Raw genomic sequence first — 25,869 nt, 5'->3', positions numbered from 1 at the left:
ACGGATAGGATTAGAAAGAATGTGAGAGTTAGAAGGATTGGTGTATAATCAAAAGGGAGCAAAAGAAGTAGAGCAATTACTTGCTAAAAAATAGTTATAAATGACTGCTAAATCAGAAAAAGAAAACTTTACTCCTTATCCTTGTCAGGAATGATTAGGCAGGTCATACTTGCTTATTAACTATCGCCAGTTAAACACTCTCCAAATTAGCGACCATGTTTGAAAGAAGTCAGGGCGAGAAGGCATTACTCCTGAACTAATTCAAAAGTTAGTGAAAAAATTAGAAACCAAAGGTCCTTTTATTCCCGAAGGCCGCAAAGATGATAAGGAATTTTTTAAGTTAGAACCTGCCTGAGATAGTGGCAAAAGTTATAAACTAATTTGATATTTAAAAGACAGCGATAATTCTCTTTGAATTAAAACTTGTCATCGCACTAAAAAGAAATATAATGAAAAGAAACAAAGACTTTAAAAACCTAACTGAAAAAGAAATAATTGCTAGACTGGAAAGTGATAATTACGAAGGGGGAAATATTGGCTTGCCAGAAAATCCTACTTTGGAAGAAAAAACCAAATATCGTCTTTGTAAAGCCATTTTATCTTACCAACAAAAAAACAAGTTGCCTTTTGAGAAAGTAGCACGAAAATTAGCCATTTCGGAGGAGGAGTTATATGATATCTGCCGAGCCAAGATTAATGATTTTTCAGTTGCTCGCTTAATGTTTTATTGAGAAAAGTTAACTCCTGGTTCAGAATTATTGTTAGTTGATAAGCAAAGAGAACAGGGGCAGGTTGGATAAAATTATTTTTTGTTTGGGTTGTTTCTCTGGGTTCAGGGCAAAAGTTAGGGACTGTTTGATTGCTCTCAATACCATTTTTGCTTATATACCTTATCGTGTCACATTAATTAACAAGCCTTCGTGGGTCTCGTAAAATGCGAGACTTGGAGAGGGGTATTTGCGGGTGGAACGCTAAGTGTTTTTGCTGATGAAAGTAAAAAATTTTTTTATGGATAAATCTTCCCAAATTAAACAAATCATGTAAAAATATATACAAGGTATTAAAACCAAGGGCGAGCAATATGAATTATATGCCCCTAAAAATAAATCCCAACACAATTAAAGATAAAGAAACATCATCCCAAAAAACTAAAAAAGAGGTGATTACTTATTACCTTTACCCACTAGATCAAGCAATTATAGTTAACGACCGCTCAATTAAATATGTGGCAGTTAGTTCTCACTGTGATAAACATTTAGAGCATGGTATTACCCACAAGTTAATTATGAAATTAGTTCAATTATTAAACAATCACTATTTTCCTTTTAGCGGTAAGCAACCCGAGAAAAAGAATTATTTTAAAGCTTATCCTGAAATAAACGACAAAAGATATAAACTAATTTGGTGATGATGAAAAGAAGCAGACACTTATCTTTGAGTGCGAACTTGCCACCCTGATTAGTAAAATTAGAGTATATGAAAAACCAAGGGCGAGAAATCATTGAAATTCCTATTAACGCTGAGGAAGAAAAAGTTTTTCAGTGAGTAGAAAGTGAAAAGTGTTTAGGAAGTTGAATGCCCGGAGAGCAAGCCAGTGTTAGCGAAAAGACTAAATATGAGTTTAGCCAAGTCATTTGTCGTTATCTAATCAAAAACAATCTTTCCGAGGAAGAATTGGCTCAAAAATTAGATTTAGATAAAGATAATACTGCTAGATTAGTGCGAGGATACACCGAAAGTTTTTCTTTGGATAGTTTAATTGCTCATACCGAAAAATTAAAAATTAAGAACATTTACTTAAATAATATTCCTTTGTTGCAAATTCCTTCTTATTGTAGTTCACGCTTCGCGATAATCAATCAAAAAACGCATGAAAGACTATAAATTAATAAATAACTTTTATAAAGACTCTGCCAAATCTGAAAACGACTGAAAAGAATTAAGAAAAAAATTAATATTTGCTCGGGCTTGTTTATGTAGTTCTAGTTTGCTACAATGAGGAGGAACTGATAGAAAAGAATTTGTAGATGAAAAAAAATCCAAGAAAATTTGAGAATTATTAACTAATAGTCCTGATGGTATAGATAACTTTTATGTGAAAAATTTTGGCAGTGGAAGCATGAATTATTTAACAGAAAAAAGGAAAAATGCGACTGACAAACAACTTGAAGAACTAATGAAACTTATTCAAAACACCGAAAAATTTATTAAAGAAGACTTGGAAAAAGGAACTGAATTTGAAGGAGAATTTGAGAAAAAATTTCCTAAATACATTGAATCCGAAGAAGAAAAATGAGAACACTACAAAATAAGCAAGGAAGTATTAAATGAAGAAGGTTCCTAAGACAGGGAATAACTTCAAAAAAAGAACAAAAAAGAGTTATTTTTCCAAAAATGTAAACTTTTTAACTTTTCCGAGGCGGTGGGTGAATTATTTGAGCTTTGAATTGGCTTTTTTGCTCTAATTGTTGGTAATAATTAAATTTCTGTCATTGCTGGAATTGTCTGGCGGCTTTTTTTATCTCGCTAATTATTAAATAGTTTAATTGCTTTTCTGCTATTTGCTTATCTTTTATTGCGTTTTGTAAGTCTTTTTGAAGGTTGGTAATAGTTTGTTAGTAAGCCTGATTTTTATTTGCTAAATTGTTGTTATTTTCTCGTTCAGATTGTGATTGCTGGCGTAAGTTATGATTAATTTGTTTTTCTTGGTTAAGATTATTTTCTACAATAATTCTTTTCTCTTGTTCGTTAACTAATTCTTGGGTTAGTTGGTTAATAATCTAAGATTGCTTGAAGTTTGTCAACATCATTTCAAGTTTCATAAGCAGCGTCGTTTAGTTTCTGTAGACTTTCAATTAAAGAATCACAGTAAGGTTTTAAGCAAGCAGGTAAAGAAGGAGAGTATTCTTGGGCAAGTTCTAATAGTTTATGGGCTAACTTGTGGAGTTTATCGGCATCTACTGAAGTATAAGTTTCAGTTAATAATTAGCTTATTTCAGAATATAGAGAACAGATTTTGCTACAAAAACTTTCGTTGATTGGAGTGTTAGTGATTTCTTTTTGACACTGAGAACACTTGGTTTTTAGGATTTATTTTTCTTTCTCCTTATTTGTTTAGAAGAAAAGCTTTTTTAAGCAATAAATCAATAAATAGTAAAAGTAAAAAAAATTCTAAAAGTAAATTAAATTTTTCCTAAAAATAAAACTATACAAAAAGTTATCATGAAATATTGTCAAAATTGTCGAGGCTTTCGGGAAAGCTTGGTTGAGAATAAAACTTGTTCTGAATGTAGTCAAAATTCTCTCGTTAGCCAAAGCAACCAAATAAGCAAATTAGAGCAATCAATTGCTCAACTTATTGAAAAAACTAAGAATGAAAAAAACAAAGAATGATTTGTTCAAGAACTTCAAGAAGTTCATCAGGTTTGTCAGGAATTCCAAGCCATTCAGAAAACGGAAGAGGAAAATAATCTCGCGGTTCAGAAATTTGGTCAAGAACTCATTAATAAACTTCTTCAAGAACTTAATAGTCGACAAATCCGGATAGTCAATTGGGAAACCAGACAAGCAGTAATTAATTCTTTTCAGGATAATGGAGAGTTAAGCCGATTAATTGCTAATGAATTAGAAACCAAACTGCAAAATCTTCGTCGTGAATTAGGAGCCAAATTAGAAAACTTGCCCCAAGAGTTAAGAGCTAAATTGAACTTAGACGTAGAGCAAATGTTTAGTCAAGAAATCCAAGGTTTGGTTGGTGGTTTAACCGGAAAACTTGACCTTGCTAATTTAACCTCTGCTAATAGCTCCGAGGTGGTAGCCATGTATAAACAGTTAATCGAAGACTTAAAGGCAGGACATGAAGACTACAAAGTACTCAAAGAAAACTTAATTGAGGAGATTAGAACGACCAAAAATCAAGCCCAACAAGCTTTCGCGGTCGAGCAACTTGAACATGCCAAAACTAAGCAAAGCAAAGAAGACTTAGTTCAACAAATTAAACAAGTTTTAGGTTTAGAAAAAAACGATGACTTAGCTGAAAATTGAACTATCCAAGTGGTTAAGCAAGAAGAATTAATTAAGGAGCAGACTGCCCATAACTTAACTAAGGAGAAGTATCAGAATTTACAGACTTCTTATTCTTCCTTAACCAAAGAATTGCAAACTGAAAAAGATAACCATGCTAGAACTAGCTCTGCTTTAACTGCTGAGCGGGCTGAGCATAAAAAAATTAGTGAACAGTTAGTGGCTGAAAAAGAAGCCTTTCAAAAACTCCAAGCCGAATTTGAAAAAGAAAAACTGGCGGCCGAGGAGACAATTCGCTTAGTTAATGAAGCAAAAGAAGTAGCTATCCGGGAAAAAAACGAAGCCGAAGAAGTTCGGGAAGCCAGCCAAAAATCAGTGGCGGAATTAGAAAAACAGTTAACCGAAAAGGAAAATAAAGGTAATGAATTAATAACTCAACTTGAAGAAAAAGACCAACAAATAAAAGAATTGCAAAATAATAATAATTTACTTACTGAAAATGTTAAAGAATCAAAAGAATGTTTAGAAAATTATCAAAAATATTTGCGTAGCCAAATTCAAGAGACTGAGGAGGCTTTAACTGCCACATTTTTTACGGAAATGCAACAACAGGAAATTCGCCAGGAAAAGCAGGAATGCGAAGCCAAAATCGTGCAAGTAGAACAATTTATTAGAAAGGTATAGTATGTTAAAGAGTTATAAGAATAAAGTAAAAGAATTGATAGTTAAAAATCAAGAATTAGAAAACCAAATTAGGGCAAAGTTAGGTTTGTCAGAAACCGAAGTTCTCCCGACGGATTGAGAAAAAGAATTAGTGGGAAAAAATGAAGTAGCCGAAGTTGATGAGTTAATGATGAAGAAATATGAAGAGGATTTAAAAGCGGCTCAGGAGGCAATTCGTTTAGCGGAAGAAGTTAAAGTTGAAACAGAAAGTAAATATGCTCAGGAGAGATTAGTTAAAGAACAGATTTTACAGGAAAAAGAAGAGTTAGAGGCAAAGTTAAAATTGGTTAATAAGGCTGGGAAGAAAGTTGAAATTAATCCAGATATAGCCGAGGAATTGAGCGAGAGTGCTGATAGCGAAAAGGAAGAGGTTCAGTCAATGCTTCCAGAAATCACTGTCGATGATTATGAATCCGAGAAAGAAGAATCCGCTATACACTCAATTGAACCTGAGCAGTGGCAAGAAAATTTACTCAGTAAACAAAAAAAACTGGCTGAATTAGAAAGTGAAAAAAAACAGTTGGAGCAAATGGTAAAAGATTTGCAAAAGAAAGGTATTGATGAGAATGAATTAGCTGTAAACCAAGCAAACTTGCAGGCTAAGAAAAAAGAATTAGAGGAGTTGCGAAATCAATTTGAACAAGAAAAAACGGCTTGGGAACAACTTATGTTAAAGAAAGAAGTTGAAGCTCAACAACGGATTCAACAACTGCAGGACGAAAGAAACCGTTTAGCCGGAGAAAAGCGAATCTTAGAGGAATTATTGGCTGAAAGGAAAGCTGAATGCCAAGAAATAAGTAGCCAGTTGACCGAAAAAGCAAAAGAACTATTAGAGACTAAAGTTGAGCAAGAAGAATTGGAAGCTTTACGAGCCGAAAAGGCTAGACTAGAAGGAGAATTAAGAGGAGCTGAAAAAAGCCAAACTCGTCTAGAACAAAAATTAGGGGAAACCGAACAAGAACTTCAAACTAATCAAAAAGCAGAAGAATTGTTATTACAAGAACAATTGCAAGAAAATAGTTTGCTATTATCGGTTAGTTCCACGGAGATGAAAGAAAAAACTTTAAAGGAAAAATATCCCGGTTTAGCCAAATTGCTTAATGAAACTAAAAATAAACTAAAAGCAGATGATTATAAATGATTAATTAAAGTTTTCGAAGCCCAAGAAGAATTGATAAACTTAGAAAGTCGAGTTAATCCTAAACCTAAGACTAAGGAAATTTCCGAAGCGAAGTGGAAGTTGAGAAGCTTCCAAAGTAAGTTAAAAAAAGAAAAGTTAGGAGAAGTTTTGATTAGGAGTAAGGAATTAATTGAGAAGCAAGTCAAGTCTCAGCCAACTTCTAGTTCGATAAAGCGTAGTGCTAGCCCGATGAGAAGGCAATTAAGTAATCCTCAGCGCGCCCAGATTCAGCAAAGTGAGTTGCCTCCTTTTTTTAAGAAGGGTTAATTTTTTCTGCTTGACTAAAAGTCTCTGAATTCCCCTCAGACTTCTTTGTTTCTTCGTGAGATGCATTATTAATTATTACATCTCTTCCTAAATTATTGATATTGTAGTAAGTATTACCACTATTGGCAACTGAACTCTTGTCAGAAACATTAACTTGATTTAAAGTTGGCCATTACTGGTCTTGTTATTTTTGCTTGTATTAGTCTGAACTTTTTCTTTGCTACCGGTAAGTTTTTTTCAGAGATATTTAATTCATTTTCCTCAACAGTTTGTTCTTTGTTGCCTAAATTTTGCTCCAAATGCTTTTGTATAGCATTATTTCTTAACTTAACCATTTGCTGATAACTAGTAGCCTGTTGGATTTGCTCTCTTATTTCTTTACTTAAACTGAGACCTAATTGTTTTTCCATATCTCCTAATTCAATATCTTTAATAACATCTAAACTTTCCCCAAAAGGAGTGTTTTATTGCCTAATTCTTGGCGAGTCGGCCAACATTTCCTGCCCTGAGTTGCTTTGTTGTTGTTTTTTATGAGAAAAACAAAGACATAACTATCGCTTTACTATCGATACTTTGTAATTTCTCCTTATTTGGCAAACTATTTAAGAAATTCAGGTTTTCAAACTGATTATTAGCGGCATTAAAATGTTGGAGGGTGTGAATTCAGAGAGGTCGGCATTGCCTGCTAAGTCTCTATTGCTAATGTCTAGATAATAGATGCGTCCTTTTTTAGTGATTTGATTAAGGTGTTGTTGGGCGTCATTCATGATTTATACTCAATACCAAAATCTTGCTTTAATAAGTTTCAGAATTCCGTGGCAGTATTAAAGATATAATTTTGTTTAGGGAAAAAGGTGCCTCAGGCTTTATATTCATAATAACCTAAAAACTTGCTTTCTTTATCATAATAAGCATTGCCAGGGAGCATAACCTCACCGCTGATTTTAGCGTCTCCTATTTTTTGTCCTTGATAGTAAAGAGTGCCAGTTTTCTTGCTTTTAAGGTCTTTTATAGGAATGGTAGTAAATTCTCTTTTTTTATTTAGGCGGAACTTGAATTTGGGCAGAATTCCCCAAGTTTCTTAATTTGGCTTTTAAATTCATAATTTGTCGGTCTTTGAGCATGCTTTCAAAAACAACTTTTTCATAAATGTCAAACTTTTCTTCAATTAGGTTTGCTATTTTTTTATCTTTTTCTGCCCAACTATTAAAAATTTCATTAATTTTTTGTCGATGTTGCTTAGTCAGTTCTTCTCGTTCTTTTAGCAGTTTCTTAAATTTTTTTCATGAGTCATTAATACCAGTGGTTGTTTTTTTTCTTTCCACTAGATCTGGAAGATTTAGTAAAAGTTTTTTTAACACTTCATCTTTTTGCTGATTTTGCTTTTTTAACTCTTCACAACTTTCATCAACTTCTTTAAAAAAGTTTTCTACTTCATCAAGACTAGTTTTTTGGTGAAGTTCATTTATCTTTTTTTGAACTTCTGAGCAAGCATCTTTTTGTGATTGAAGTTGATTCTCAAGCTCAAAGATCTGTGCGTTTCTAGCGGTTATAATTAAATTAGAATTGGCGTTTTGTCAAGGGACCATGAATACACCATTCTCTTTGTCTTTCTGTCAATCTTTAATATCACTCCGATATGACTTTAGTTGTTCAGCAATTGCTTTGACTTTGCTATTAGGTCGGTATTCTTGATTAACCTCACAAACAACTTCAGCACCTAATGGTAAATATTCTAATCCTGAGTCGATGTCAGTATTACTGATATTTAAAAACAGAAACACTCGCTCTTTTTTGCCTTCTTTGCTTTCTTTTTGTCCATAAGTAATTATTTCCTTTAAGGGTTCCAAAGAACCATGAAAACGATTAATGACAGTTCCTTCTTCACTAACATCAGAAGGATAAAGATTAGATATGTCTAGTTTTTCCAAGTATAAAAACCCTTTAAAAATTGACAAGTCCTGTGAAGGAAAATTATTATTCGCTAACTTTATTTCTCTTAGTTCATCCCTATTTAAAGGAAGTTTTATTTCTTGCAGTAAATTATTTCTGCAACTAATTATTTGTAAATTAGGAAAGTGACTTAAATCTAAACTTTCAATTATGCTTTCATTGCAAAATAGATCTCATAATTCAGGGCATTCAACAATCTTAATTTCTTTAAGCGAAATGTTATCAGAAAAATAAAGTTTCCCGAGATTAGGAAGATTGCTTATAATCACTTCTTTTAGTTTGAGAAGACGATTAATATGTATCAAATTTAATTCAGGACAGTTAGTAATAGTTATTTTAGTTAATCCCAAGGTATGAACTGGTATTTCCCAATCTGTCGAACTTTTTTCTCCATAGTTTCTAATTTGCTTTAAATTAGGTCATCTATCGACAATTAGCTCGCTTTCTTCATCAGCCTTTAGATCAGAAAAATCAATTAACTCTACTTCTTCTTTATTAGGATACTTCCTTTCCAATCATTCTCGTGCTTTTACCATGATATATATTTTTAACAAAGTTTTTAAAAGCAGAAAACTTCACCACAATTTTTATTACCTTTTTTGCTTGGCAATGCTTCTCTTAATTGAGAAATGGCCTTTAAAATTAGTGTTTTCACCATTGCTTATTGCTCCTCCACCAGGAGATTTCAGTGAATATTCTCCTAAATTATGATTAGTTGTCTATGAAGCACCTTGGAAAAACGTTGGTAATGGCCTTTATGCAAAACAATTAGATAACAAAAATTGCCGAAACTTAGATTAGAAGTACACAGCCCCAAAGAAACTTTTCGAAAAGCCGCCGCAGAAGTCTAATTAGGGAATTTGAAGCCTGAGGAGAAAAATATTTAGAAACTAGAAACCTAACTGTCCACAGTTACGAAGCAGATATATTAACTGACATTTGAAAAACCTTACCTAACTTTTTGGAAGATTTAAATTACCTAATTGCCAAAGTGCAAGCCGAAATTAACCAAAAATAGTTTTATATGAACCTACAACTAGAAGAAAAACACTGAAAAATAGTTCACGAGTGAAAGGCAATGCTAGCAAGTTTTCTGACTTAGACCTTTGCTATCAAGAAGAAGTGCCTCTTTCTACCATTAGCCAGATAAGGGAAGAGTTTATTGAATCTAATTTACCTTTTGAAGTAGAATTAGTTAATTGAAAACACATGAGACCCCGTTTTCGTGAGTTAATTAAAGAAGACTTGACTAGATTAGACTAAATTAATTTATGGCAAAGCATTCTCAACTAACGTGCTTTAAAAAAACACTTTTTATGAATATCTATTATATAAAACTAAAATTATGGCAAAAGCACAAGAATGATTAGAAGAAAATTATCCTAAGGAGGAAAGAGAAGAAATAAAAAAATTGAATCTCAGCAGAGATTTAGAAGGTTCTTTAAAATTAGAAGGATTCGTTAAAATGGAGCAATTTCATTGTCGTGATGGCAAGTTAACAAGTTTGCATATCAGCGATTGTCCACAACTTACTACAATTGATTGTGCGACATGCCAAATTACTGATATATTTATTAACAATTGTCCAGAAATTAGACACCTTGATATTGGTGATAATCTCATTACTGAATTTAATTTCAAAAGTCTAGATCCAGAAAAAGTGACTTTTTTAAATATTGGCAGTGATGGTTTTACCACCCCGCAAGATTTATCATTCTTAAGTGATTTTACTAATTTAGAAACCCTTTATATAGATACTATTAATAAACAAAAAGCGGATAGAGGGTTTTACAATCGTCTTTACGGCTCTTTAAAGCCCTTAAAAAATATGAAAAAATTAAAAATACTAAATATTTCTAACATTGATATTGACAGCGGTTTAGAATATTTGCCTGAAAGTCTAGAAACTTTTTTATGTAACACAAATTTTCGACCAGAAGCTGGTTGCCAAGCCATTCAAAAACAACTGGCAGATTATGGAGGAGATTATCAGTCTTGGAGAAAAGCTAATCCTAGCCTAATAATAACTAGATGAAAAGAAGAAGTTCAAGAGGAAAAGGAAAAAATAAAACGGGCTTTTTCTATTCTTTTTCCTAATCAACATTATAACTTCCAATCTCTCCAAAATGAAATCAAAAGATTAAAAATCAAAGAATTAGCTCCTCAAGTACAGAAAGAAAAGGAACAATTGAAACAGTTAACCAATAATCTAAAAAGCAATCTTGGTAGTGCAGGAAAATATTTATTAGAAAAACTACTTAAAAAGCAAGAAAGGGTTTTACAAAATAATGATAATGAATCCGCAAAACTAAAAGAGTTAAAGCAAACTTTAAACGAAGAATTGAATAATAACCAAGAAATTTTACAAACTCTTCTTAATAAGCAAGTTGAACTCCACCAATTAGAAAAACAATTAGAGAGTTTACAACAAAATCAAGAGGCAATTAATTGCCAAGAACAACAAGCCCAAATCCTCCAATCCTCACCCTGAATCAATAATTCTTAAGAAATTCCACTACTCTACAAAAAACCTTTATTGCTAAAATTAACAAAAACCTAACCAAAATTATCTAAATAATTCAAATCCAAAACTCATTTAACCTTATTTCTTACTTCTCACTCACGAAACTTTTCTTGAATATAAATAAGGGTTTGTTTCTCGTTCCAGCCATTCACTTTTTTTAAGTGTTCTTTAGCTTCCTGAAATCTGCCAATTACTCCGGCATAACCTAGATGTTGTGCCAAATGACAAAGCCGACAAACTGCTTCTAATTTAGCCAAGATTTGCTTATTTGACTGATATTTTCACACTTCATTACAATCTAGTCTTACTTTTTTTACCCCACATATTTCACAAGCATAATTAGCTTGTTGGTAGACTTGTTTTCTTATTTTATTTCATTGACTAGGTTTAATTTGACTGCGAGCATTTTTTCATCAAGAAGTAATGGGAATAAGATTAAGGGGTAGTTTGATGAGTTTCATTTATTTGTTTTTATATGAATGAATTAAACAGGTTTAAACTTAATTAAATCACTGTCTTTAATATATAAAACAGTAGTGCTAATTCTAGCATGACCTAATACTTTCTGCAATACTGGTAAAGGCATACCATTCAAAGCATTATAAGTAGCAAAACAACGGCGGAGAGTATGTGGTGCCAGTTCTGTTTTTTCAGAGATATCTAATTCTTTCTTAACTTGTTGGAGGAAATAGAAGAAATTAATTCTGTTGGTTGTATTTGGTTTTCACTTTCTTTTTTTTAGTTCTTTGACTACTTCTAGACTGACATAAACTCACCTGTCTTTTTGTCTTTTCCCTCGCAGTAAATATAAACCTTTATATTCAAGAGATTGATGCTCTAAATTTAAATCAAAACTAATGGCTTCGGTAATTCTCAATCCTGCTTTTCAGCAAAGCAAATATAAGCATTCTCACCGACTTTTTTTAGTTTCTCCTTTTTTGTTTGGTCGACTAATAATATAATCTCATATTTGTTGGAGGAGTTGATTAGTAGGAAGGATAGTTAAGGGTTTTTTAGTTTTTGTCATATATTATTTAACTTACAGGATAACAGTTTCTCACTCATAATCAATCAGAATTACCATCTTCAAATCAAAAGACTAATAAATAATCCTTATCGCCATAAGGAACCCATTCGCGAACATAAATATCCCGATTATTAATCCTTTCTTTAGGTTTCATTCTTTGACGACCATTCAACTCGGTAACCAAAATATTCAAAACTAATTCTTTAGTAATTCACTCCCGACCAGGCTTTTTTCAAGGATGGTCAGTGATAGTTATCTTAGCAATGCTTTTTTTTTTGAAAGTAAACTCAAATAAACATTCATAAGTTCACCAACATTCTTGAAATTTATCTGAAAACTCTTCTTTGATTAACTTAAATGGTTTGGACATGAATATTATTTGATTCGATAACTACTTTTATTTCATTAGGGGAAAATAAATTGCTAGCAATATTTATCAAGTAGTCGAGGTTAAATTTACTTATTCGGCAAAACAAAATATCTTCTAATTCAACTTGAGTTAAATGAAGCTTACGAACCATTGCTTCATCACTTAAATTACTATCTTCTTGGTAGCCTAATATTTTTTCACAAATTTCGTATTTTGTTTTTTCTGCTACAGTAGCATTTCTCGGCAAAGCCCAAGAACCTTGACCAATATTTTTGGGATCTTCTAGTTCTTGAAGAGTTTTTTGGAATTCTTGCTCTTCTTGTCCACTCATTTTTTTCTCTTTTATCACCATATTTATTTTTTATAACCTTTCGGTTGTTTTTTATTACTTTTTGTTCTAAATTGGTTATTAACAGATAATTGTTTTGTTCTTTATTATTACCTCAATGATGCATGCGTGCACGAATAGGAAAAACTAAAAAACTACTCATAAGGCAATTTTGCTCGGCTTTTTCTTTTACCCAATAAAAGAGCATAGGCTAAATATAAGAAAAAACCTAAAAAACTCATAAAACATACTAAAAATAAACAAAAATAATTATTATGAAAACAACTAATAAACAAGAGAAGTTTGTGGTTAAGCCTATTCATCCGGGTACAATCTTACGGGAAGAAATATTAATTCCCCGTGATATTAGTCCCCAAGAATTAGCCGATGCTCTCCAAGTTTCCAAGGAACAAATAAAGTGGGTTTGTGAAGAAAGAGCCGATATTACCCCAGATTTAGCGGCTCGCTTGGCTTTTTATTTTGGTAGTTCGGTTGAACTTTGGCTTAATTTACAACTAAGTTACGAAGAAGAGTTAGCCAAAGCCAAGATGGAAACGATAAAAAAACAGATTACACCTTACAAAGCGAAGCCGGAAAGTTTAAAGCATGCCCCAACTCGTTAAGCGAAAAAAGTTTAAAGACCCCGCCGTGGAGGAATACATGCTGGGTAAATGATTTAAGCAGTGGTCGGGAATTCAGCCCGCTGAAAAAGCTCGTTGGCGGATAAAAGTGGTGGTTAATGCCCGAGACAAGAAAGATTTTAATGTTTTTTCGGGTTTTCGTTTTGAACCTATTGAAGCCGTGAAAGACTATTACAGTATTCGCATTGGCGGACAATGACGCTGCTTTTTCCTGTGAGAGAACAATCAAGCCTGGGAAATTGAGATAAGCAAGCATGATTATAAAAAAGTAAAAAGGAGATAAAAATTATAAATAAAATTATTTATATGAATAATGACGCACAACAACATATAAACCAAATCACTAAAAAAGCCAAGATTAGATATTTAGATATCAGCAATAGAGACCTAGCAGGAAACGCAGATTTAAGCGAGTTTACTACTCTCCAAAGTTTAAATTCTTATAATAATAAGTTTGAAAACTTGGACTTTTTAAACTCTCTCGCCAACAAATCCCAGTTAAAAAAACTTAATTTTTGGCAACCAAATTAAAGAAATAGATTTTGCTTGATTTACTGTCTACTTTTCCTAATTTAGAAGCCATAAATGTTGAAAATAACCCAGTAAAAACCAAGAATCTAAATAATCTCACTAGCGAACAGTTTGCTAAACTAGTCCAAGGAATTAAAGACAANCCAACTCGTTAAGCGAAAAAAGTTTAAAGACCCCGCCGTGGAGGAATACATGCTGGGTAAATGATTTAAGCAGTGGTCGGGAATTCAGCCCGCTGAAAAAGCTCGTTGGCGGATAAAAGTGGTGGTTAATGCCCGAGACAAGAAAGATTTTAATGTTTTTTCGGGTTTTCGTTTTGAACCTATTGAAGCCGTGAAAGACTATTACAGTATTCGCATTGGCGGACAATGACGCTGCTTTTTCCTGTGAGAGAACAATCAAGCCTGGGAAATTGAGATAAGCAAGCATGATTATAAAAAAGTAAAAAGGAGATAAAAATTATAAATAAAATTATTTATATGAATAATGACGCACAACAACATATAAACCAAATCACTAAAAAAGCCAAGATTAGATATTTAGATATCAGCAATAGAGACCTAGCAGGAAACGCAGATTTAAGCGAGTTTACTACTCTCCAAAGTTTAAATTCTTATAATAATAAGTTTGAAAACTTGGACTTTTTAAACTCTCTCGCCAACAAATCCCAGTTAAAAAAACTTAATTTTTGGCAACCAAATTAAAGAAATAGATTTTGCTTGATTTACTGTCTACTTTTCCTAATTTAGAAGCCATAAATGTTGAAAATAACCCAGTAAAAACCAAGAATCTAAATAATCTCACTAGCGAACAGTTTGCTAAACTAGTCCAAGGAATTAAAGACAAGAAATTTAGAGTAGTTTCCTGACAAGGAACTATTTTAATGGATTTACTGGAATATGCCAAGAATTTAGTAGCAAGAGGCAATACTAATCAGCAAACCCAAGCAATTCAACCAATTACTCTTTATGAGCGAATTATTTTTGATTTAAGTGCGAAGGGAAAAGGGAAGTTTCTTCGTTACGAACTTAAAATAATATATTATGACTAAATACAAAAACGCTCAAGAATGACTAAACTGTCAATATTCCAACAGAAACCAGGTAGAAACAATTGAGTTTGACAGCAATTTAAACTTTAAACAATCTAGTGAACTAATTATTGATGGCTTTTCTAATTTAAAAAGAATACGAAAAAATTATGTCTCTGCTGGTTATTCTTCTCTTGATTTAACCAAAATAGTCATTAGTAATTGTCTTCAACTAGAAATAGTATGTATTGATGGTTTTAAAAATATCCAACAACTAATCTTAAATAATTTACCTAGTTTAAAGAAACTTAATTGCTCTCATGATTCTCTCGCCGAAATTAAATTCATTGATGCTGGGGAAAAATTAGAACATTTAGACTTAGGCAGTAATAACTTTAGCCAAGATTTATCTTTTATGAATCATTTAGTGAATTTAAAGGAATTAGATTTAAGAATAAATAATTTTACTGGTAGTTTAGAACATCTAAAGGGGATGAATAAATTAAAAAAGCTTTTTATTAGTGATACTGATTTAGATAGCGGTCTAGAGTATTTATCAGATAGTTTAGAAGACTTTTACTGTCCAGCAATTTATAGAGAAGATGCTAAGTCCCAAAATATTTACAATTTGTTTGCTAAGGAGAAGATAAAAGTAGAAGAAGAATGAGATAGAAAAATAAAAGACTTCTCCCAAAAACTGCAAGCTTGAAAAAAAGCTAATCCTGAATTAGTAATTAAAGCCCAAAAAGAAATTATTGAAAGCAAATCAGAGAAAATAACTCAATTAGAAGAAGAACTCCAAATGGAACGAGAAGAACTCCAAATGGAACGAGAAGAATTTGAAAAAGCTCTCCAAAAAGCCAAGGAGTGAAGAGAAAGGCAACTCAAAGAAATCGCCGAGCAAAAAGATAAAGTGATTGAAGACTTAAAAAAGCAAGTTAGCCAATTACAGTCCCAATTAGATAATTTACAAGTTCAAGAACAACAAGCCCAAGTCCTCCAATCTACTAGTCTCCCTGGATCGAATAAATAGCTCAACAGGAAACAATTATCCCAAGAAAGAGAAAATTTTGCCGAACAAAAGCAAATCAATAACCATCTCGCCAACAATTACAAACTGAAAGAAAAACCAGCACTGATTTAGCAAATAAAATCCATGCTTACGAACAAATCATACTAACCTAATAAATGCTTGCCAAAACGCAATAAAAGATAAAAAAAAGGCTCAAAAGCAAGTTGAATGCTACGAACAGCAATTAAAATCTATTACCCGAGCATTCCATCAATTACAGAAAATCAACTATTATCAGCAATTAGAACAGCAAAACGAACTAAAAGCCCAAATTATTCAACCTCTCCGCCCCAAAAACTTAAAAATTAATTGTGAATCAGATACCAGAATGCTACAATTAGAAACTAGACACCAAAAAATAATCCAGCAAATACTTGCTAAATACCCTTACCATTTTTACGCTTATGGCTCCCGAACCAAAGGGACCGCCAGAAAACTTTCCGATTTAGACCTTTGCTATCAAGAAGAGATACCAGACGCTGTAACTTTTCTTTTAGAAGAGGAATTTAAAGAAAGTGATTTACCTTTCAATGTAGAATTAGTATCTTGAAAGAATATGAAACCTAGTTTTCGAGAGTTAATTAAAGAAGATTTAACGAAATTAGACTAAATTAATTTATGGCAAAGCAATTCTCAACCAACGTACTTTTTTATGAATATCTATTATATAAGATTAAAACTACTACCGTGTGCAAATTAAATTTCCACTTTTGGCTTGGATACAACCGAACTTTATAAGTTTTTTTCATAGTGATTTCGTTAGAGTTCAATACTCAATCAGCAAGCCAATCCGAAATCACTACAACTCTAATTGGCTAACTGGTTCAGTAAAAAACTAACAAGAGTTTTCTCTCACCACTTATAGAAATGGGAGTATTCTTGCTAAAATTTAGATAAAATTAACTATATGACGGAATGAGCCGAGAAAATTGAGAAATTAATGGAAGAAGACTTAAACAGGTTAGAAACTAATTTAAGAAAAGTTCGTAGCAATCAGATTTCTTTGGAAACAATTGAAGAACTGACCGTTGAACAACAAGGAAAAAAACAAAAAATTGAACAATTAGCCACCTTGAAGATTAATCCTGACAGACAACTCGTTGTTCACGTTTTTGAACCAAAAAAAATTCAAGTAATTAATAAAGCAATCTTAGAATCTGAATTAGGCTATCAGCAAGTCAAAATGGAGAAAGATGAAATTTGTTTTTCTCTTCCCCCCATGACCGGAGAAACTCGCCAACAATTAATTAAAAATGTTGGAAAAAAAATTGAACAAGGAAAAATCGATTTGCGTGCCAGCCGCCAAAAAGTTTTGAAAGAGATTGACAATTTAATGAAAAAGAAAGAATTATCTAAAAATGAACAAAAATTAGCCGAAAAAGAAATTGAAAAAGTTAATGAGAAGTATTTAAAAAAAATTCAAGAACTCCAAAAAAAGAAAGAAAAAGAATTGACTCTGTAATTTAAAGACAAAAAAATACTTATATTATTTTTGGGAGCGTGTCCGAGCGGTCAAAGGAGCCGGCCTGGAAAGTCGGCGGTAATATTACCACGAAGGTTCAAATCCTTTCGCTCCCGCCAAAAATTTTATATATGACAAAAAAAGAAAAACGAGACATTTTTTTTGAGGTTTCAGTTAAAAGAAAATCTAATGGTAGTATTCAAAACTTAAAAACTTATCAAGAAATAGAAATTGAATGACAAGGAAACGAAGGTATTCCGAGCAGACAAAATGAAGTAATCTATTTTATGGATCCACAAAGTATTGCCGAAGAACAAGGATATTTTGATTACAGATTCGNAGTTCGTAGCAATCAGATTTCTTTGGAAACAATTGAAGAACTGACCGTTGAACAACAAGGAAAAAAACAAAAAATTGAACAATTAGCCACCTTGAAGATTAATCCTGACAGACAACTCGTTGTTCACGTTTTTGAACCAAAAAAAATTCAAGTAATTAATAAAGCAATCTTAGAATCTGAATTAGGCTATCAGCAAGTCAAAATGGAGAAAGATGAAATTTGTTTTTCTCTTCCCCCCATGACCGGAGAAACTCGCCAACAATTAATTAAAAATGTTGGAAAAAAAATTGAACAAGGAAAAATCGATTTGCGTGCCAGCCGCCAAAAAGTTTTGAAAGAGATTGACAATTTAATGAAAAAGAAAGAATTATCTAAAAATGAACAAAAATTAGCCGAAAAAGAAATTGAAAAAGTTAATGAGAAGTATTTAAAAAAAATTCAAGAACTCCAAAAAAAGAAAGAAAAAGAATTGACTCTGTAATTTAAAGACAAAAAAATACTTATATTATTTTTGGGAGCGTGTCCGAGCGGTCAAAGGAGCCGGCCTGGAAAGTCGGCGGTAATATTACCACGAAGGTTCAAATCCTTTCGCTCCCGCCAAAAATTTTATATATGACAAAAAAAGAAAAACGAGACATTTTTTTTGAGGTTTCAGTTAAAAGAAAATCTAATGGTAGTATTCAAAACTTAAAAACTTATCAAGAAATAGAAATTGAATGACAAGGAAACGAAGGTATTCCGAGCAGACAAAATGAAGTAATCTATTTTATGGATCCACAAAGTATTGCCGAAGAACAAGGATATTTTGATTACAGATTCGCTTTAAAATTCCTTAAACTAAAAAAAGGCTGATTTAAAGATAAAGTAGTAGACTATCAACTAGAACCAATTCAAGACGAGGAAAGTATAAAAATCACTACGGCATGAGGATATAAAGTTTCTTCTTCTCATCAAATAAGGTGAAGGAATGTTGCGTTGACTACTTTTATTTTTATTTTGCTTCTTTTGGTTGCTTTTTTCTCCTTATTTCTGATGAAGAAAAAGAAAAAAAATAGCAATATAAACATCAATTCTTTTAGGAATTAGCATGTTTTTGATAAAATAACAACTTTTTTTTCCTTTGCTGCTTTTACAAAATACTCTTATCTTTTTACCACTTCAAAAGTTACTGAATGTTCATTAGTGGTTAAATGAATGCGACCAAATTGTTCTCCTTGTTTTCATTTAACTATTAGTTTTTTGTAACCTAAATTGGCTAACTGCTGGGAAATATTAGAAATATCCAAAGGAGCAGCGACTTCTTTAAATTTGTTCTCGTATTCAAGATATATTTGTCCTTTATCTTGGTCTAGTTTTTTGCGAATTTGATACTCTTGTTCTAATCTTCTTTTTTTGGTTTCCAGTTCTCTGCTTGATGGAGAAGTAGGTAATTTTTGCTCTCTCAATAACTTTTGCAACTCTTCTTCTAATTGTTTAACTTGGGATTCTAATTCTTCGGCTTCTTTAATTAATTCTTGGTTGGACTGGTTTTGTCGCAAATTAGCGATTTCTGCTTCGCTAGTTGTAATTTTTACGTTTAATTCGTCTATTCTTTTAATTATCTCTTGTTTCTCTGCTTCAAGATTTTGTTCGGGATTTTGGTTCGGATTTCGTTGATTTTCTTCTATTTTTCGATTAATGTTTTCCAAAATCACTTCTTCATTAGTTTTTGCTTGCTTGTAGCCTTCAATTTCTTTTTCAATCTCGATTATTCTTTGCTCATTATTTTTTGATTGTTCAACAGTTTCTCTCTTTGCTGCTGCTTCTACTTTTAGTGTGTCAATTTTTTTTTGAAGTTCACTAATTCTTTCTTGATTTTCTTCATTATTACTTGAACTTTCTAATTTGGCTAATTCATTTTGGTATCATTCTTCTATATCTTGATTAGAATCAATTTTTTGTTTATATTCATTATAGAGTTCTCTAACTTTCTCAAACACTTTTGTTTTACTAAATTCAATTGATAATATATTTTGTAGCGGTCCGGTTTCAGAAGAAGCAGAAGGAACATTTATACTTTCTTTTTCATTTTTGTCTCTCCCGCTTCTGTTAACTCCGGCAAAACCAGAATCAAACATAAAAGCTAGAAGTTGTTCTGGCGTGGCTTGAATTTCACAAGTTTTTGGTTCTTCTTTTCTTTCTCGAATTTCACTGCTTCCACAACTATGAACTATTTTTCTATCAGGTTCTTTTAGAATTTCTTGGAGAGCTATTTCAATTTGGTCGACTGTGCTGACAAAATGAACCTGTCTAATTTTTTCTTTGATATAAGATGGAATACTTTCAAAGCCGTCTGTGGGATTAACGTGATAACTACCATCTGGAAAGTGTCTTGCTTTATTTTCTTCGGATAAAATAAAAATATCAATAGGATTATCTTTTTTACTATCATACCCAACATTATATCCTAGTTTGAGCCTTAATCCTCCTATTGCCCCTACTTTTGGTTTTTTAAAAACAGTCCAGTTGAACCCAAATTTCTTGGTAAAGGAATTTGATTAATTAGACTATAAAGTACTAAGTAATAAGCAATACCAGCAGAAGGTCCGCTCATGGACGAATCAGTTCTAATAAGACAGTAAACGTCATAATCAAATTTTTCTTTTTCAACTAGAAAATCACGAATAAATTTTTTATAACCTTCTTTGTCATTATAGGCAATCTGAGTTGAAAAATTAATAACCGAACTGGAATTATTTTGATTAATATTGCCTTCAACTCGCGGGTTTTTTCCTGATTTTGGCTTCAAAAAAATTATTAAATCACTGGAACCGCCAATTTTGCCATACTCCCTTTCGCTAGTTCATAAAATATTTGTTGCTCCTATTCTTGTTTCAGCGTTTAAATCCGGTATTTCTTGGTTCGGAGTAAGTAAATTTCATTCTCGCAATTTTTCAATATCTCGGTCAATATAGCCTTTTTGTCGCAATTCTGTTTTTCTGCTAATTTTGTCTAATAATTCTTGTTCTCGAATTTTTTGGTATTCGCGAATTAAATCTTCAATTCTTTTTAATTCTTGAACCCTTTTTCAATATTCCTCTAATTGTCTGTTATATTCTTTTTGTTGCCATTTGAGCCAGTTTTCAACATCACGACGAAATTTTTCTCGGGCATGTTCTAAAATTGATTTATTTAAATCTCGTAAATATTCCTCAATTCATGGTCTTAATTCCCATCAAATTCTTTCTATAATTTCTGACGGAAGTTTTTCGCTAACATTACTTTTAGGAGAATTATCAGGATTAAAACTGATTAAAAATTCTTCTTCAATTTCCTGAATAGTTTTGACGCCTCCGCCTGGCTTTTTAGTTAGTTGATTAAGGTTATTAGTATTGCCTAAAAGATTATTGGCTAATTGTAAAACAGCGTTTTGTGTTTGCTGATTTTGCTGCTCGCCAAGATTTGCCTGGACTACTCTTTTTTTATTTTTAACTGCGAATCAAATTATACCGCCAAGCAATAAAACTCCAATTATCGCAAAAGTAATAATAACGGCTTTTCATTTGCTTGAACCATTTTTTCGATACTCATTATACTTCATAATTAATGCTCTATTTCTTTTATTTCTGCTTGTAATTGATTAATTTCTCCATTGAGACCAAGAAATCTAACTAAATTGTAAATTCAAAAACCTAATGGAAGCAAAAAAGCAAGTATTATTCCTATTTTTCAAATAAGATTTATTGAAATATTATGACCACCATAGACATAAAACTCAGAAGTTAATATTTTAAAGAAATCCTTAATCACTTTGCCAAAAGGAATTTCCGTAGCCAATCCTAAACTGGGATTATTCATGGCTTGAACTTTCATTTGCTCTTTGAGTTGTAATCAAAAAATAAGAACAGCAATTAGAGGTAGTAATCATTGTAAAACTGCCAGATTAATAATAAATTGAGTAAGATAACTATTTCTTTTTCTCTGCTTGCGGCTTAATTCTCGTGTTAATATTCTTTTTTCACTACTGCTATCATTTTTTTGTCTATATTCAGGTTGCTGATAAATGTTAGCATTTACTGGTTGGGAAATTGGAGCAGTTGGGTATGGCTGTTGGCTTCCGTTAAAAGTATTTGTTTCTCCTCTCTGTTTTTTCACTAAACAGGAACGGCAGATTTTTCCTTCATGGGCAGTTTCACCACCTAAAAATTCTTCTTTGTATTTGATATTACAGATACCGCACCAAAAATATTTATCTTTCTCGGCGTCTTCAGGTTTATTTTCTTTAAAGGCTAAGCCTACTAATAAGCCAATTAAAGGAGTGAAAAAAAATCCTACCAGCAAAACTACTCATCCTCCGGTGTTATTTCCACTTTTGAACAAACTAATTATCTTTAATATTCAAAAGACTAAAGGGAGGATAAATAGTGCTAATAATAAAAGGATAAAAAAGATACCTAATCCAGCCATTCAGCCTCACATTTTAATATCTTCCTCCTTTTCTTATTTGATTTTTGTTTAAAAGAAAAATTTTTTGTTTTTTATCTACAGAGAGAGAGAGAGAGAGAGAGAGAGTTTTTTCATACTACTGAATTTTTACTTTTCATATACTATAAATTTTAAGCATTAATTATTTTTCTCTAATCATTTAGTTAAGTTACTTTTAATGCTTTCTTCATCTTTTAAAAGAACAAAACAATTTTCTTGCTTTTCTTTAACTTTCTCTTTTGTTTCTTGTCATTGTTGTTCGGTTAAAAGAATGAGGTGTTTATTTTCTCCAAAGAGTTTTTGGCAAATGGTCTGTTCTTGGATTTGGTAAGTTTTAGTTAAATATTCTCGAACATTTTCGTCTGCCACTTGAAGCAAAATTATGTCTTTTTCAATTATTAATAGTTCTGCATCAATAAAAAAAGAAGAAAAATTGCTCTTTAATTCTTGTTTTCATTGTTTTTTGGTTTCGGTAAAATTCTTTTCTCAAAGGTTATTTTCTTTTAACCATTCTTGTAGTTTAGCCAAAGGTAAATAGCAAAGGTTAACATTTTTGAGCAGTTTGTCATTATCCATTTTTAAACTTTAAATTTTTTTATTTTTCTTTGTTTCCAAAAAAGATAAATGGCTATTCCGGCTGAAATAACTGTGGTTATCCCAAAAATAATGGCGAGAGTTCAAGGAAGCGTTTTTGAATTTGTTGAATTGTTGGAAGTTGAGGATGTTTTTTTTTTTTTGTCTTCATAATGCCGAGAAATAAGAAATAAAAGTTTTTCTTGGTAAGGTTGAAAAGGTTCAAGCTCTTCTTCTTCTTTTTTGTCAACTTTTTGTCTATAATCATCATTTTTCTCGTATGCCTCATTTTTTTTGTAATTTTTTAGTTCGTTAATTTTGTTTCAAATATTAAGTAATTCTGTTTCAAGACGTTCAATTTCTTTGTCATTAAATTGAAAATTTTTATTATGCCATTTATCAACAAATTCAAGAGTTTTATTTCTTTCAATTTTATTTATTTCTTGAACAATTTTCATTTCTTCGTCAGAAACTTTTTCATCTTCAGAAAAATCTTTGTTTATTTCCTTAAATACTGTTTCCAAAAACTCTATCATTTCTGATAAAGAAGAATCCCATTTTTCTAGTTTTTCCTTAGTTTCGTTTAACTTGGCTATTCGTTCTTCAAGTGACATATTAATAAATTTTAGCGAAATTATTTTTTTAACCTTTAATAAACATGGAACTATTTAGAACTTAGTTAGAAAAATTATCGATACATGAACGCCAAGAACCATAAATAATTCTTATAATTGGAGTGATTTTGTATTATTGAAAGAGGAAAAATAAAAAGCAGAAAATTAATAGTTAGTAAAAATTCTTATAATGACAGTGATAATCACCAAAATTCTCCAACAATTAAAAAGCAATCAAGAAACTATTCAAAGACTAAAAAGAAAATCCAGAAAACAACAAAAGTTATTATTTGATTTAGAAGACAATTTAGTTCACCAGCAAGAATTTTTAAAAGCACTTCAAATTTATACCCAAAAATTAGTCCAAAAACATCGAATTGATTGAGGAGAAGTAGAAAAAGAACTAAAAGAAACTTGCTATCCTTGTGCTTGTGTTTTTCGTTTAGTTGAAAGATTTGTACATAAAAGCAAAATTAAGTTTCAAGTTGAAAATAATTCAAACACAGTTGATAAGAAACAGGATAATTAAGTTTTTTAAAGAAGAAAAAAAGCATATTTAAACCACATTTTCCGCACATGAATTTTTAACAAGTTTAAAATAATTAATATTATGAATGACTATCAAGAATTTAAAGATTATTTTAAAGATGTAAAAAAAATGTATAAAGAACATTATGAATTTATAGCCCAAAATAAAGATATTTGAAAAAGCAAATTAAGGCTTTTTTTTGAAGTGAATAAAATGTTAGAAAGACGAAATTTGGAACCAGTAAAATTAAATGAAGTTTTAGCCAGAAGACAATTTTATCGCAATAATAATCTGCCAGGTGAAGTAAACGGAATTATCGAAAACTATGTCAATGGCAAATATGACTATGACTCTAATGATTTCAGGTTCTATGAAAGGGCTTATCAAAACATTAATAGTGCTGTATGAAATGAAGATACTATTAACTTTCAATGAAGTCAATTAGAAATTTTTTTAGAACCAGAAAAGCAAAGGAAATTAATCAAGTTAGTAAGAGAGAGAGAGAGAGAGAGCAAATTATTAGAGTATTTAGAGCAAAATAACCAAATTTTAGAACTAAAAAATCAGTTGCGAGAAACTAACCAAGAAACTCAAGATTTAGAAGACCAAATTATCCTTATTCAGCAAATTGCAGAGCAAGAAATTGAGGAATTAAGCCAAAAATTAGCCAAAGAAAAAATTATTACTGATTCTTACCGAGAAGTAAAGAACACTACTCAGCAGCAAAATAAGCAAGACCAAATTAACTTCTTAAACGCTTTGAAAAAGTTGAAACTAACTAATGAACAAATTCGTAATGAATTATTAACTAGCGGCAAGCAAAAAGCCCAAGAAGAGAAGGAAAAACAGAGCATGCTCTACAAAGAGTTAATAGACCAGAAGCAAAACCTCCAAAGCCAAGAAAACCAACTAACTAACCTAAAAAACAAAAACAAGAAGAAAACAAAAGTTATTAAAAAACTAAGAAAAGAAAAAAAAAATTGACAACAGCACGAACAAGAACTCTTAACTAAATTAGATAAGCAACAACAAAAAGAACAAGAATTACAAAGCAAACTTTCAGATATAGAAAGTAAATGTGATGGATTAAACCAAGAAAAAGAAGCCTTATTAGTTAAGCAAAAGGAACTATTAGCCGAAATCGAAAGGCTAAAAACTCCTCCAATCATTGCCAATAAAGAAAAAGTTTTGAAAGATAAACCCGAAGAAATTAAAAATTTGGTCGAGAAAGTCCCATTAGAACAAGAACAAATAGAAGCTATTAGCACAGCCTGACAACAAAAAGAAAAACAATTTTCGCAAGAAAGAGCAAGCATCCAGCAACAGTTAAAGAGTAATGAAAAACAATTAGAAGTTTCTCAGACTCAACAAAACCAACTAACAAAAAATAAAAACTATTGAATAATTGCTACTTTTAGTCTTTCATTTATTTTACTCTTTGGGTTAACTATTTTTGCTTATTATCTCTTAAAAAGAAGAGAGGAAAATAAAAGAAACAGTAAAACAAACATTTTTTAAGGTGTTGATTTTTTTGGTAATAAACTATGTTCTAAACCGGCTTATTGGATATTTCCTGCCAGTAAGGAAAAAAATCATTTCAGAATTTTTGAATGAATTCAAGATAAGAGTTTTTTCCTTGGCTAATCTTATCTAATTCTGCTTCTAAATTAGCAGTATATTTTTCATTAATTAAAGAAGCAAAGTTTTTTTGTAATCATTCATTCACTTTAAAGCCTAATTCTGTCGGGACAAAGTGCTTTTGTCTATCATTATTATATTCAACATAACCACGATTAAGCAAAATTCTGCTAAATGTATTATAAGTAGATGGACGACCAATGCCTAATCTTTCTAATTCTTGAACTAAGCTTCCTTCATTATAGCGCTGAGGTTTATTTTCCAAGTATTCTTTTATTTCAATCTTATTTACTTCTAAGGATTTTAAATTAGTTTTTTCTAAGAAAGAAGTTTTTTTGACTTTATAATTAGGTAAATAATAATCAGGATTAAGGACAAAAAAGCCCGCAAAGGTAAGCACATTTTCATTCAGGGTGAAGTAGTAACNCTGACAACAAAAAGAAAAACAATTTTCGCAAGAAAGAGCAAGCATCCAGCAACAGTTAAAGAGTAATGAAAAACAATTAGAAGTTTCTCAGACTCAACAAAACCAACTAACAAAAAATAAAAACTATTGAATAATTGCTACTTTTAGTCTTTC

The 25,869-nt window shown here is 31.4% G+C and carries 36 protein-coding genes and 2 tRNA genes; 25 read left to right on the top strand and 13 right to left on the bottom strand.

The features are described 5' to 3' along the window. Positions 1–100 precede the first annotated feature (100 nt). The 7 genes from GvMRE_RS09130 to GvMRE_RS09100 all read left to right on the top strand — a co-directional run bounded on the left by GvMRE_RS09130 (position 101) and on the right by GvMRE_RS09100 (position 6,193). On the top strand, positions 101–472 hold the full coding sequence (locus tag GvMRE_RS09130) for a hypothetical protein (RefSeq protein ID WP_147410889.1): 372 nt from the start codon (positions 101–103) through the stop codon (positions 470–472). Continuing rightward, positions 450–800, top strand: coding sequence for a helix-turn-helix domain-containing protein (locus GvMRE_RS09125; RefSeq protein WP_147410888.1), 351 nt, complete (start codon positions 450–452; stop codon positions 798–800). The genes GvMRE_RS09130 and GvMRE_RS09125 overlap by 23 nt, the downstream gene beginning before the upstream one ends. 290 nt (positions 801–1,090) lie before the next feature. Further along, positions 1,091–1,462 (top strand): hypothetical protein, encoded by a 372-nt coding sequence (locus GvMRE_RS09120; protein ID WP_147410107.1) that lies wholly within the window; start codon positions 1,091–1,093, stop codon positions 1,460–1,462. A 14-nt stretch (positions 1,463–1,476) separates the two neighbouring features. After that, complete coding sequence (locus GvMRE_RS09115; protein WP_147410887.1) at positions 1,477–1,884, top strand: hypothetical protein; 408 nt, start codon at positions 1,477–1,479, stop codon at positions 1,882–1,884. Then, the gene (locus GvMRE_RS09110; RefSeq protein ID WP_147410886.1) at positions 1,871–2,344 is read left to right on the top strand and encodes a hypothetical protein; all 474 of its coding nucleotides are present in this window, start codon (positions 1,871–1,873) and stop codon (positions 2,342–2,344) included. The genes GvMRE_RS09115 and GvMRE_RS09110 overlap by 14 nt, the downstream gene beginning before the upstream one ends. 878 nt (positions 2,345–3,222) lie before the next feature. Beyond that, the gene (locus tag GvMRE_RS09105) at positions 3,223–4,707 is read left to right on the top strand and encodes a coiled-coil domain-containing protein (RefSeq protein ID WP_147410885.1); all 1,485 of its coding nucleotides are present in this window, start codon (positions 3,223–3,225) and stop codon (positions 4,705–4,707) included. Between the two features lies 1 nt (position 4,708). Beyond that, a complete protein-coding gene (locus tag GvMRE_RS09100; protein WP_147410884.1) occupies positions 4,709–6,193 on the top strand; it encodes a coiled-coil domain-containing protein in 1,485 nt (494 codons plus the stop codon). Between the two features lie 149 nt (positions 6,194–6,342). Here the strand turns inward: GvMRE_RS09100 and GvMRE_RS09095 are convergent, their stop codons facing one another. The 3 genes from GvMRE_RS09095 to GvMRE_RS09090 all read right to left on the bottom strand — a co-directional run bounded on the left by GvMRE_RS09095 (position 6,343) and on the right by GvMRE_RS09090 (position 8,682). Then, on the bottom strand, positions 6,343–6,603 hold the full coding sequence (locus GvMRE_RS09095; protein WP_147410883.1) for a hypothetical protein: 261 nt from the start codon (positions 6,601–6,603) through the stop codon (positions 6,343–6,345). Between the two features lie 192 nt (positions 6,604–6,795). Next, a complete protein-coding gene (locus GvMRE_RS13815) occupies positions 6,796–6,960 on the bottom strand; it encodes a hypothetical protein (protein ID WP_172575347.1) in 165 nt (54 codons plus the stop codon). 270 nt (positions 6,961–7,230) lie between these two features. Next, positions 7,231–8,682 carry a leucine-rich repeat domain-containing protein gene (locus tag GvMRE_RS09090; RefSeq protein ID WP_147410882.1) on the bottom strand — a complete coding sequence of 484 codons (1,452 nt, stop codon included), beginning with the start codon at positions 8,680–8,682 and terminating at the stop codon, positions 7,231–7,233. Positions 8,683–8,791: 109 nt separating this feature from the next. On the opposite strand from GvMRE_RS09090, the gene GvMRE_RS13810 reads away from it, so the two are divergent. The 3 genes from GvMRE_RS13810 to GvMRE_RS09080 all read left to right on the top strand — a co-directional run bounded on the left by GvMRE_RS13810 (position 8,792) and on the right by GvMRE_RS09080 (position 10,652). After that, positions 8,792–8,947: a hypothetical protein gene (locus tag GvMRE_RS13810; RefSeq protein ID WP_172575346.1), complete on the top strand. Its 156-nt coding sequence runs from the start codon at positions 8,792–8,794 to the stop codon at positions 8,945–8,947. A gap of 267 nt (positions 8,948–9,214) precedes the next feature. Beyond that, positions 9,215–9,409 (top strand): hypothetical protein, encoded by a 195-nt coding sequence (locus GvMRE_RS09085; protein WP_147410881.1) that lies wholly within the window; start codon positions 9,215–9,217, stop codon positions 9,407–9,409. A gap of 82 nt (positions 9,410–9,491) precedes the next feature. After that, a complete protein-coding gene (locus GvMRE_RS09080) occupies positions 9,492–10,652 on the top strand; it encodes a leucine-rich repeat domain-containing protein (protein WP_147410880.1) in 1,161 nt (386 codons plus the stop codon). Between the two features lie 50 nt (positions 10,653–10,702). Here the strand turns inward: GvMRE_RS09080 and GvMRE_RS09075 are convergent, their stop codons facing one another. The 4 genes from GvMRE_RS09075 to GvMRE_RS09060 are packed head-to-tail and all read right to left on the bottom strand — an operon-like array spanning position 10,703 to position 12,419. Then, positions 10,703–11,131 (bottom strand): HNH endonuclease, encoded by a 429-nt coding sequence (locus tag GvMRE_RS09075; protein WP_147410879.1) that lies wholly within the window; start codon positions 11,129–11,131, stop codon positions 10,703–10,705. A gap of 23 nt (positions 11,132–11,154) precedes the next feature. Continuing rightward, complete coding sequence (locus GvMRE_RS09070) at positions 11,155–11,697, bottom strand: tyrosine-type recombinase/integrase (protein WP_147410878.1); 543 nt, start codon at positions 11,695–11,697, stop codon at positions 11,155–11,157. Between the two features lie 7 nt (positions 11,698–11,704). Further along, complete coding sequence (locus GvMRE_RS09065; RefSeq protein ID WP_147410877.1) at positions 11,705–12,067, bottom strand: hypothetical protein; 363 nt, start codon at positions 12,065–12,067, stop codon at positions 11,705–11,707. Next, positions 12,051–12,419 carry a hypothetical protein gene (locus GvMRE_RS09060; RefSeq protein ID WP_147410876.1) on the bottom strand — a complete coding sequence of 123 codons (369 nt, stop codon included), beginning with the start codon at positions 12,417–12,419 and terminating at the stop codon, positions 12,051–12,053. Before GvMRE_RS09060 ends, GvMRE_RS09065 begins: the two co-directional genes overlap by 17 nt. Positions 12,420–12,670: 251 nt before the next feature. On the opposite strand from GvMRE_RS09060, the gene GvMRE_RS09055 reads away from it, so the two are divergent. The 13 genes from GvMRE_RS09055 to GvMRE_RS08995 all read left to right on the top strand — a co-directional run bounded on the left by GvMRE_RS09055 (position 12,671) and on the right by GvMRE_RS08995 (position 18,557). Further along, on the top strand, positions 12,671–13,018 hold the full coding sequence (locus GvMRE_RS09055) for a HigA family addiction module antitoxin (RefSeq protein WP_147410875.1): 348 nt from the start codon (positions 12,671–12,673) through the stop codon (positions 13,016–13,018). After that, positions 13,002–13,319, top strand: a complete 318-nt coding sequence (locus tag GvMRE_RS09050) for a type II toxin-antitoxin system RelE/ParE family toxin (RefSeq protein WP_147410874.1) — start codon at positions 13,002–13,004, stop codon at positions 13,317–13,319. Before GvMRE_RS09055 ends, GvMRE_RS09050 begins: the two co-directional genes overlap by 17 nt. A gap of 23 nt (positions 13,320–13,342) precedes the next feature. Further along, a complete protein-coding gene (locus tag GvMRE_RS09045; protein ID WP_147410872.1) occupies positions 13,343–13,567 on the top strand; it encodes a hypothetical protein in 225 nt (74 codons plus the stop codon). Positions 13,568–13,747: 180 nt separating this feature from the next. Then, complete coding sequence (locus GvMRE_RS09040; protein WP_147410873.1) at positions 13,748–14,023, top strand: type II toxin-antitoxin system RelE/ParE family toxin; 276 nt, start codon at positions 13,748–13,750, stop codon at positions 14,021–14,023. A gap of 23 nt (positions 14,024–14,046) precedes the next feature. Beyond that, the gene (locus tag GvMRE_RS09035) at positions 14,047–14,271 is read left to right on the top strand and encodes a hypothetical protein (RefSeq protein ID WP_147410872.1); all 225 of its coding nucleotides are present in this window, start codon (positions 14,047–14,049) and stop codon (positions 14,269–14,271) included. Positions 14,272–14,282: 11 nt separating this feature from the next. After that, positions 14,283–14,618 (top strand): hypothetical protein, encoded by a 336-nt coding sequence (locus tag GvMRE_RS09030; protein ID WP_147410871.1) that lies wholly within the window; start codon positions 14,283–14,285, stop codon positions 14,616–14,618. Then, a complete protein-coding gene (locus GvMRE_RS09025; RefSeq protein ID WP_147410870.1) occupies positions 14,611–15,630 on the top strand; it encodes a hypothetical protein in 1,020 nt (339 codons plus the stop codon). Before GvMRE_RS09030 ends, GvMRE_RS09025 begins: the two co-directional genes overlap by 8 nt. Before the next feature lie 367 nt (positions 15,631–15,997). Then, a complete protein-coding gene (locus GvMRE_RS09020) occupies positions 15,998–16,279 on the top strand; it encodes a nucleotidyltransferase family protein (protein WP_147410869.1) in 282 nt (93 codons plus the stop codon). Between the two features lie 297 nt (positions 16,280–16,576). After that, positions 16,577–17,131, top strand: a complete 555-nt coding sequence (locus GvMRE_RS09015; protein ID WP_147410868.1) for a ribosome-recycling factor — start codon at positions 16,577–16,579, stop codon at positions 17,129–17,131. A gap of 32 nt (positions 17,132–17,163) precedes the next feature. Continuing rightward, a tRNA-Ser gene (locus tag GvMRE_RS09010) sits at positions 17,164–17,250 on the top strand. Positions 17,251–17,262: 12 nt separating this feature from the next. After that, complete coding sequence (locus GvMRE_RS09005; protein ID WP_147410867.1) at positions 17,263–17,952, top strand: ribosome-recycling factor; 690 nt, start codon at positions 17,263–17,265, stop codon at positions 17,950–17,952. A gap of 32 nt (positions 17,953–17,984) precedes the next feature. Further along, positions 17,985–18,071, top strand: a tRNA-Ser gene (locus GvMRE_RS09000). 12 nt (positions 18,072–18,083) lie between these two features. Further along, on the top strand, positions 18,084–18,557 hold the full coding sequence (locus tag GvMRE_RS08995; protein ID WP_147410866.1) for a hypothetical protein: 474 nt from the start codon (positions 18,084–18,086) through the stop codon (positions 18,555–18,557). 56 nt (positions 18,558–18,613) lie between these two features. Here GvMRE_RS08995 and GvMRE_RS08990 read toward each other — a convergent pair whose 3' ends face one another. From GvMRE_RS08990 to GvMRE_RS08970, 5 genes are all read right to left on the bottom strand, one after another. Further along, entirely contained in the window at positions 18,614–19,588 is a 975-nt protein-coding gene (locus GvMRE_RS08990) for a coiled-coil domain-containing protein (RefSeq protein ID WP_147410865.1), read from the bottom strand. 359 nt (positions 19,589–19,947) lie between these two features. Further along, the gene (locus tag GvMRE_RS08985) at positions 19,948–21,051 is read right to left on the bottom strand and encodes a hypothetical protein (RefSeq protein ID WP_147410864.1); all 1,104 of its coding nucleotides are present in this window, start codon (positions 21,049–21,051) and stop codon (positions 19,948–19,950) included. 2 nt (positions 21,052–21,053) lie between these two features. After that, a complete protein-coding gene (locus tag GvMRE_RS08980; protein WP_147410863.1) occupies positions 21,054–21,830 on the bottom strand; it encodes a hypothetical protein in 777 nt (258 codons plus the stop codon). Positions 21,831–22,073: 243 nt separating this feature from the next. Beyond that, a complete protein-coding gene (locus GvMRE_RS08975) occupies positions 22,074–22,511 on the bottom strand; it encodes a hypothetical protein (protein WP_147410862.1) in 438 nt (145 codons plus the stop codon). A 2-nt stretch (positions 22,512–22,513) separates the two neighbouring features. Then, a complete protein-coding gene (locus GvMRE_RS08970; RefSeq protein ID WP_147410861.1) occupies positions 22,514–23,122 on the bottom strand; it encodes a hypothetical protein in 609 nt (202 codons plus the stop codon). A 190-nt stretch (positions 23,123–23,312) separates the two neighbouring features. Here GvMRE_RS08970 and GvMRE_RS08965 point away from each other — a divergent pair, with 190 nt between their 5' ends. Further along, positions 23,313–23,651 carry a hypothetical protein gene (locus GvMRE_RS08965; protein ID WP_147410860.1) on the top strand — a complete coding sequence of 113 codons (339 nt, stop codon included), beginning with the start codon at positions 23,313–23,315 and terminating at the stop codon, positions 23,649–23,651. 81 nt (positions 23,652–23,732) lie between these two features. Further along, on the top strand, positions 23,733–25,169 hold the full coding sequence (locus GvMRE_RS08960; protein ID WP_147410859.1) for a hypothetical protein: 1,437 nt from the start codon (positions 23,733–23,735) through the stop codon (positions 25,167–25,169). A 31-nt stretch (positions 25,170–25,200) separates the two neighbouring features. Here the strand turns inward: GvMRE_RS08960 and GvMRE_RS08955 are convergent, their stop codons facing one another. Beyond that, positions 25,201–25,761 carry a DNA topoisomerase gene (locus GvMRE_RS08955; protein ID WP_147410858.1) on the bottom strand — a complete coding sequence of 187 codons (561 nt, stop codon included), beginning with the start codon at positions 25,759–25,761 and terminating at the stop codon, positions 25,201–25,203. Positions 25,762–25,869 lie beyond the last annotated feature (108 nt).

Source organism: endosymbiont GvMRE of Glomus versiforme, from assembly GCF_003546845.1.
The sequence above is the reverse complement of the archived record's forward strand: the minus strand, read 5'-3'. Positions and strand labels throughout refer to the sequence as shown.